At 68.0% G+C, this 6,132-nt stretch carries 11 protein-coding genes; 5 read left to right on the forward strand and 6 right to left on the reverse strand.

Going from position 1 to position 6,132, the window contains the following annotated elements:
* Positions 1–208: 208 nt before the first annotated feature.
* The 5 genes from ACGF13_RS26950 to ACGF13_RS26970 form a co-directional block, all read right to left on the reverse strand.
* Entirely contained in the window at positions 209–733 is a 525-nt protein-coding gene (locus ACGF13_RS26950) for a GNAT family N-acetyltransferase (protein ID WP_392879643.1), read from the reverse strand.
* A 48-nt stretch (positions 734–781) separates the two neighbouring features.
* Positions 782–2,341, reverse strand: coding sequence for an asparagine synthase-related protein (locus tag ACGF13_RS26955; protein WP_392879646.1), 1,560 nt, complete (start codon positions 2,339–2,341; stop codon positions 782–784).
* A 68-nt stretch (positions 2,342–2,409) separates the two neighbouring features.
* Positions 2,410–2,571 (reverse strand): hypothetical protein, encoded by a 162-nt coding sequence (locus tag ACGF13_RS26960; protein ID WP_392879648.1) that lies wholly within the window; start codon positions 2,569–2,571, stop codon positions 2,410–2,412.
* Between the two features lie 268 nt (positions 2,572–2,839).
* On the reverse strand, positions 2,840–3,391 hold the full coding sequence (locus ACGF13_RS26965) for a hypothetical protein (RefSeq protein ID WP_392879651.1): 552 nt from the start codon (positions 3,389–3,391) through the stop codon (positions 2,840–2,842).
* Between the two features lie 14 nt (positions 3,392–3,405).
* Positions 3,406–3,825 (reverse strand): ATP-binding protein, encoded by a 420-nt coding sequence (locus ACGF13_RS26970; RefSeq protein ID WP_392879653.1) that lies wholly within the window; start codon positions 3,823–3,825, stop codon positions 3,406–3,408.
* A 147-nt stretch (positions 3,826–3,972) separates the two neighbouring features.
* On the opposite strand from ACGF13_RS26970, the gene ACGF13_RS26975 reads away from it, so the two are divergent.
* The 5 genes from ACGF13_RS26975 to ACGF13_RS26995 all read left to right on the forward strand — a co-directional run bounded on the left by ACGF13_RS26975 (position 3,973) and on the right by ACGF13_RS26995 (position 5,797).
* The gene (locus ACGF13_RS26975) at positions 3,973–4,806 is read left to right on the forward strand and encodes a Scr1 family TA system antitoxin-like transcriptional regulator (RefSeq protein WP_392879654.1); all 834 of its coding nucleotides are present in this window, start codon (positions 3,973–3,975) and stop codon (positions 4,804–4,806) included.
* Positions 4,796–5,002 carry a DUF397 domain-containing protein gene (locus ACGF13_RS26980; protein ID WP_392879656.1) on the forward strand — a complete coding sequence of 69 codons (207 nt, stop codon included), beginning with the start codon at positions 4,796–4,798 and terminating at the stop codon, positions 5,000–5,002. Before ACGF13_RS26975 ends, ACGF13_RS26980 begins: the two co-directional genes overlap by 11 nt.
* Before the next feature lie 77 nt (positions 5,003–5,079).
* Positions 5,080–5,289 (forward strand): DUF397 domain-containing protein, encoded by a 210-nt coding sequence (locus tag ACGF13_RS26985; RefSeq protein ID WP_392879659.1) that lies wholly within the window; start codon positions 5,080–5,082, stop codon positions 5,287–5,289.
* A 24-nt stretch (positions 5,290–5,313) separates the two neighbouring features.
* Entirely contained in the window at positions 5,314–5,511 is a 198-nt protein-coding gene (locus ACGF13_RS26990; RefSeq protein ID WP_392879661.1) for a DUF397 domain-containing protein, read from the forward strand.
* Between the two features lie 76 nt (positions 5,512–5,587).
* On the forward strand, positions 5,588–5,797 hold the full coding sequence (locus ACGF13_RS26995) for a DUF397 domain-containing protein (protein ID WP_392879663.1): 210 nt from the start codon (positions 5,588–5,590) through the stop codon (positions 5,795–5,797).
* Positions 5,798–5,805: 8 nt separating this feature from the next.
* On the opposite strand, the gene ACGF13_RS27000 is transcribed toward ACGF13_RS26995, so the two are convergent.
* Positions 5,806–6,132 (reverse strand): serine hydrolase (locus tag ACGF13_RS27000; protein WP_392879664.1); only part of this gene is annotated, 327 nt, incomplete at its 5' end.

Genomic DNA, 6,132 nt, shown 5'->3' on the forward strand with positions numbered 1-6,132 from the left:
CGCCCCGGGGGGGGGGGGGGCGGGGCCCGGCCGGGGGGGGGGGGGGGGGGGGGTTTGGGGGGGGGGGGGGGGGGGGGGGGGGGGGGGGGGCGCCCCCCCGGGGGCCGCCCCCCCCCCCACACCTCGGCGGCCGGTTGCGGCAGGGCCTGGCCGGCCGTCAGCTCGGACCGTTTGTGGGGTAGCTGGCGTTGTCGACTCCGGTGGATTCCTACAGCCCGACTCCGGACATGAGGTCCGGTAGTTCCGGCACAGGCTCGGCCCGGCGCTGGAGGAGGTGGACCTTCGCCTCGGGGAGTTCGGCCACGCGCAGCAGCTGCCAGCCCTGCTCCCGTCGGTAGTAGCGCGACAACGGTTCCTGGGCGGTGCCGCGACGCACCCATCGGACGTTGTCCGATGCGGCGCGGTCGAGGGCCCACCAGGCGAGCAGGCGGCCGAGGCGGTACGGGTTCGGCCGCGTGAAGCTGGTCGTGAGGAAGAGGCTGGGCTCGGCGCGTTCCTCGTCCGTGAAGCCCCACCGGGGAAGGGCGCTCTCCCGCATGACCGTCGTGCAGCCGACCACACCGTGCTCCTGGTGTTCCAACACCCACACGGGAATGTCAGGATGTGCGGCCTGGGCGCCGAACTCGTCGGCCGCCGCCGCGCACTCGCCGAGCCCGCGTTCCGCCAGCCAGCGGGACCGCTCGCGGACCATGTCGGCGATCGCGCGGGCATCGGCCTCGGTCGCTTCGCGCATCCGGAACACCGGTGTCTCCTGTCTCCTGTGTGACGGTCCTTCAGGCGATCAACGCATCGTCGTTGCAGAGTCCGCGAGCAGGGCGAACACCACTTCACGGTCCTCGCGTTGGGCTCTTCCGGTGTCAAGCCGGTCCGCGACGGCGTGCAGCGCCTCCGGGTCGAGAAGCCGGGCCTCCAGCAGCGGGGAACCCTCGTCCAGTAGCTGTCGCACGCGGCCGGCACCGTGCCTGCTCATAGCGAGGGCCATGATATTGCCGAAGTTCTCCGGGATCGGTGGGCGGGCGATCTCCGGCGCCATTCCATGGCGGTCGATGAGCTCCCGGAGAAGTTGCTTGTCCTCGCGCCAGTCCACGGGCGTCCACTCGCACAGCCGCACCAGAGCCGGAGCCGTGAGCGGATGGACCGGCCACATGCCGCGTTTGAGGAGGGGAGGAGCCACGCCGGCTTTTGCCATGAGCGCTGTCTCGGGGACGACGGCTGCTGGCGCGATCCCCGTATCCACGTCGTACAACGCCTCGCGGGCTGTCGGTCCGAGCCACGTCGGCAACTGCGACAGGGGGGTCGTGCGCTGCGGGGCCTCCACGCTGGTGAAAGCCATCAGTTCATCACCGCCGATGCCCGTGAATACCGTTCGAACCCCTCGCTGTTCCAGTAGAGAGTGGAGGGTGTCGACAGCATCGAGGTAGAGGTCCCCGTAAGGGGACACAGGCACCTGGCGCGCGAAGATCGAACCGGGAGCGTAGGGCAGGTGATCCACGGCGTTCACGGTGACGTCGGCCCAGTCGCGATCGATGTGGCCGATCACGCTCCGACGCCTCCGGGTCTGCTGCGCTCCCCGAGCCCCGTCCAGGATCAGGGCGGCGGCCACGAGGCCGGATCCGCGTTCGTCGGTGCTTAGGGCGAGAGCGGTGTTCGTGGAGTCGACGCCGCCGGACAGCTGCACGGCGGTGCTGTCCGCGCTCCACGGTATCCGCCTGATGACGCTGCTCAGCACTTGTTCGAACGCGTCGACAGGGCTCGCTCCGTCGCGGATCTTCCGGGCTCGGGAGTGCTCGGCAGGCTCAGGGAACTGCACGGACAACTTGCCCGGTGTGTAGAGGGCGCAGGCGCGTTCGGTGAGTTGGTGCACGTCCTGCCAGAACGTTGCGTTCGTGTATCGGGCCGACAGCGAGATCCGTCGTGCCACCTCCACGACGTCCAGGTCGCCGCTGTGGCGGCGCAACTCCAGCAGGTCCCAGGAACCGTACAGGGCGTCGGTGCATGCGGTGAGATAGAGCGGTGCGGTACCGGAAGTGCCGGTGAGCACTCGTACTTGTCCGTCCGTGCGTGTCTCGACCATCACCCAGTCGTCGTTGTGGTCGAGTACCGCGCTGACGGCCTTGTCGTAAAGAGCGGCGTCGGCAGTGTGCGCGCGGCTCAGACCCTCAGCGGCCCCCGCGATGCGGGCCACGTTGATGAGTGCCGTACGTCTTCCGTCCGTCAGGAAGTGCTGGGCGGTCATGGGGTGGCAGAAGGGCTCGACCCAGGAACTGCCGCTGAACCAGCGGCCAGCGGCCCATTCCCACGGGTGTCGCATGTCGTCCGCAAGGATGCGTAGCTTGAGCATGGATTCCCCTCGTACGGTGTTGCCGGGGTTGGGCGGACCGCCCTTGGAAGGGCGGTCCGCCCTTGATGTCAGACCTCGAAAGAGTCGTAGGTCTGCGGGGCGTCGCTGCTTCCGCTCTTCTTCTTGTACTGGTAGCGGTCCGTGGTCGGGGCGATGTAGTACTCGGGCTCGCCCTCGAACAACTCGCCGGCCACCTCGGCCAGCTCCTCCAAGACTGTGCTGGGCAGCATGCGGTGCTCCTCTTCTGTCTATCGGATGGTGTGCGTCGGATTGTTTTCTCTTCGCTCGGGCGTCAACAAGGCTCATCGCGGGTGGAGTTGGGAGCCCGAGCGTTCCGTCGTGGCCTATGGCGCACGCCGGAGCCATGGGGGCGCGCGGGAGGAAGGCCTCGAGCACTGCTCGCATGCTGGCGATGGTGGACAGGCCCGGCCGATCAGGCATGGGCGACTGCGCTGCACAGGAAGTCGGCGGGCTCGACTTCTCGTGCGGGGTGTGGGTTCAGGTGTGGGTGGCTTGGGTGCGGCAGTGGGTGAGGGCGTATGTGAGGCGGGGGTCGGGGTTGGGGGTGGTGGTGAGGAGTTCGCCGGCGGTGGTGAGGGTGGTCCAGTAGGTGGTGGGGTCGCCGGTGCGGGGGAGGGGGTGGGTGGCGGTGAGGGAGAGGTAGGCGGCGGTGAGGTTGCCGGTGGTGAACCAGCGGTTGAGGCCGTGGTGGTGGCCGGGGCGGATGCCGCCGATGGCGTCGATGGCGGTGGTGAGGAGGGCGACAATGGTGTGTTGGGTGGGGGTGAGGGGCTTGGGGATGTCGAAGACGCCGAGGGCTTCGAGGAGTTCGCCGGTGTCGTTCTCGGAGTTGGGGCGGGGGTCGGCGAGGAGGGCGTCGTGGCAGTCGGCGAGGCGGCGGGTGGTTTCGGCGTGGGGGATGTCGAGGGCGAGGCAGACGGCTCGCGCGACGGGGAGGGGCTGGTGGCCGAGTCGGGCGAGGAGGGCGTAGGTGGCGGCGGGGGTGGCGCCGCGGGAGAGGGTGTGACGGGCGAGGGTAGCGAGGTTCACGGGGGTTCGGGCTTTCAGACGGTGGTGGCGGGAGCGACGAGGGCCCAGACGAACTTGCCGATGCCGCAAGGGCGGGTGGCGCAGCCCCAGCGTTCGGCGAGTTCGTTGACGAGGAACAGCCCGCGCCCGTGCTCGTCGTCGGGGGAAGCGGTGCGGAGGGCGGGGCGGGTGGTGCTGGCGTCGTGGACTTCCAGCCGGAGGCGGGAGTTGACGAGGGCGAAGCGGATCTCGATGTGGCGGTCGTCGGGCGCGCCGGAGTGCTGGACGGCGTTGGCGAACAGTTCGCCGAGGAGGAGTTCGGCGGTGTCGCGGTACCGGTCCCCGGAGGGCAGCCCGGAGAGGTAGGCGCGGAGCATGTAGCGGGCCAGGGGCGTGGATTCGACGCAGGAGTCGAGGCGCGCGACGAACATGCGGGGACGCCGGGCAGTGAGCATGGGGGAGCACCTCAAGGGGGGATTGCGTGCGAAAGATTGCGCTGTGCATCCGGTGAATCACCAGGTGTAGCCATGGTGACGTGACTTCCCCTACGATCGGAAGCGTTTGAACTCTCTAGTTAGCCCCACTTTAAGTTGAGGGTGATCATGAATCGTCGAACGCTTGATCCGACGTCATCACCACTGGCGGCGCTCGTTGTTCATCTCCGCGCGTCACGGGATGCCAAGGGCCTGACTCAGGTCGGGCTGGGGAAGCTGGTCGGGTACTCGAACGTCTACATTTCGAACGTGGAGACGGGAAAGCAGGCTCCGAGCTTAAACTTTGTCAGGCTCTGCGACGCGGCCTTGGAGACCAACGGGTCGCTCGAACTCCTCTGGTGGAGCTGGAAGAACGGGTCGTTGATTCCGGGGTTCCCCGAGTTTGCGGCCAAGGAGCGGGAAGCTCTTGCTATCCGGCTCTTCGAGCTGGACATGGTGCCCGGCATACTTCAGCACTTGGACTACAGCGCTGCTTACGAGTCGGCACCCGTTCGGCGTGGCGAAGCAACTCAGGAGCAGGCGGACGAACGTCTCAAGCTTCTGTCCGTGCGACAGCGACTCCTCGACCGGACGCCGGCGATTCACGTTGTTCTCGATGAATCAGCTCTGCGGCGCCCAATCGGCGGACCGGCTGTCATGGCACGTCAGTTGCAGCTGTTGGAGCACCTGGCGGCGCGACCTAATATTGTTGTCCAGGTCGCCCCCTACACGCTCGGTGAGGAGCGTCCCTTCTCGCATGCGGTCACGCTGCTCACTCTGCCGAATCGTGCCATGGTCGGGTACACGGAGACGCTGCAGCGGGGCTTCCTGGAGCAGGATGCTGGGGTCGTATCAAGGTGGGCCGGAATGTACGATCGGCTCCAGGTGAATGCCCTGAATCAACCGGACAGCCTGGTCGTGATCCGGGAGGCACGGAAGGACTGTGAACGCCATGCAACTTGACCTGACCGGCGCCGGGTGGCGGAAGAGCACGTACAGCAACGGGCAGGGTGGTTGCGTCGAAGTTGCAGATGGCTACCCAGGTGTCATGCCGGTCCGCGACTCCAAGGATCCAAAGGGTCCTGCCCTCGTGTTCCCTCTCGACGGGTGGGAGTCGTTCGTCGCTGCCGTCCGCAGTGGCGAGTTCGGCGAGGTCTGAAGTCAGTCAGCCTGACGCCCGGCTGGGGGTTCCCCCGTCGGGCGTTTTGCGTGTGCGGGGGAGGGCAGGCAAGGGCCATGAGTGCTCTGGAACCTGATCTGGCCGGCGCCGTGTGGCGCAAGAGCTCGCACAGCAACAACGGTGGCACCTGTGTCGAGGTGGACGACGCGCACCCAGGGAGGGTTCGCGACTCCAAGGACCCGAACGGGCCGATCCTCGCCTTCCCTGCCGAGGCCTGGACGTCCTTCGTCGCCGCCGTCCGCAGCGGTGAGTTCGGCGACGTCTGAGTCGAATCCTGGAAGGAGTGGACTATGTCTCACACCGTGGGCGCCAAGTGGCGCAAGAGCACCTATAGCAATGGCGGGGGCGGTTGCATCGAGGTGGATGATGCGCGTCCCGGCGCAGTCCGCGACTCCAAGGATCCGAAGGGGCCTTCTCTTGTCTTCCGGGCCGAGGCCTGGGAGTCGTTCGTCACCGCTGTCCGTAGTGGCGAGTTCGGCGAGGTCTGAAGTCGGTCAGCCTGACGCCCGGCTGGGGGTTCCCAGCCGGGCGTTTTGCGTGTGCGGGGGAGGGCAGGCAAGGGCTATGGGTGCTCTCGAACCTGATCTGGCCGGCGCCGTGTGGCGCAAGAGCTCGCACAGCAACAACGGTGGCAGCTGCGTCGAGGTGGACGACGCGCACCCGGGTAGGGTCCGCGACTCCAAGGACCCCCACGGGCCGATCCTCGCCTTCCCCACCTCCGCCTGGGCGTCCTTCGTCGCCGCCGTCCGCAGCGGTGAGTTCGGCGAAGCCTGAGGTCAGGGTCAGCCGGTGCAGGTCGCGGCGTCCACCAGCTTCTCGAAGGCCTTCCGGGTGGGCAGCGGGGTCGAGAGGCCACTGCCGTTCATCGAGACGGAGAGCTGACGGCGCAGGTCGGGGCTGGTGTACAGGAAGGTGCTGAAGCCCGGGATGCCGCCCGTGTGGCCCCAGAGCTCGCCGCAGTCGGTGGTGGTCCGCTCCAGGCCCAGGCCGTACCTGCCCTGGCTCTGCGGAGTGACCGTCATCATCTCGGCGAGCTGCGGCCGGGGCAGCAGCCGTCCGCCGAGCAGGGCGGTGATGAAGGTGTTGAGGTCGGCGGTGGTGGAGATCCC

The sequence above is a fragment of the Kitasatospora sp. NPDC048286 genome (assembly GCF_043201735.1).
Taxonomy (GTDB): domain Bacteria; phylum Actinomycetota; class Actinomycetes; order Streptomycetales; family Streptomycetaceae; genus Kitasatospora.

Excerpts from the sequence above, each read along its gene's own strand:
- ACGF13_RS26960 (WP_392879648.1), bottom strand. The coding sequence starts at position 2,571 with ATGCTGCCCAGCACAGTCTTGGAGGAGCTGGCCGAGGTGGCCGGCGAG.
- ACGF13_RS26990 (WP_392879661.1), top strand. The coding sequence starts at position 5,314 with ATGTCTCACACCGTGGGCGCCAAGTGGCGCAAGAGCACCTATAGCAAT.
- ACGF13_RS26970 (WP_392879653.1), bottom strand. The coding sequence starts at position 3,825 with ATGCTCACTGCCCGGCGTCCCCGCATGTTCGTCGCGCGCCTCGACTCC.
- ACGF13_RS26955 (WP_392879646.1), bottom strand. The coding sequence starts at position 2,341 with ATGCTCAAGCTACGCATCCTTGCGGACGACATGCGACACCCGTGGGAA.
- ACGF13_RS26975 (WP_392879654.1), top strand. The coding sequence starts at position 3,973 with ATGAATCGTCGAACGCTTGATCCGACGTCATCACCACTGGCGGCGCTC.
- ACGF13_RS26985 (WP_392879659.1), top strand. The coding sequence starts at position 5,080 with ATGAGTGCTCTGGAACCTGATCTGGCCGGCGCCGTGTGGCGCAAGAGC.
- ACGF13_RS26995 (WP_392879663.1), top strand. The coding sequence starts at position 5,588 with ATGGGTGCTCTCGAACCTGATCTGGCCGGCGCCGTGTGGCGCAAGAGC.
- ACGF13_RS26980 (WP_392879656.1), top strand. The coding sequence starts at position 4,796 with ATGCAACTTGACCTGACCGGCGCCGGGTGGCGGAAGAGCACGTACAGC.
- ACGF13_RS26950 (WP_392879643.1), bottom strand. The coding sequence starts at position 733 with ATGCGCGAAGCGACCGAGGCCGATGCCCGCGCGATCGCCGACATGGTC.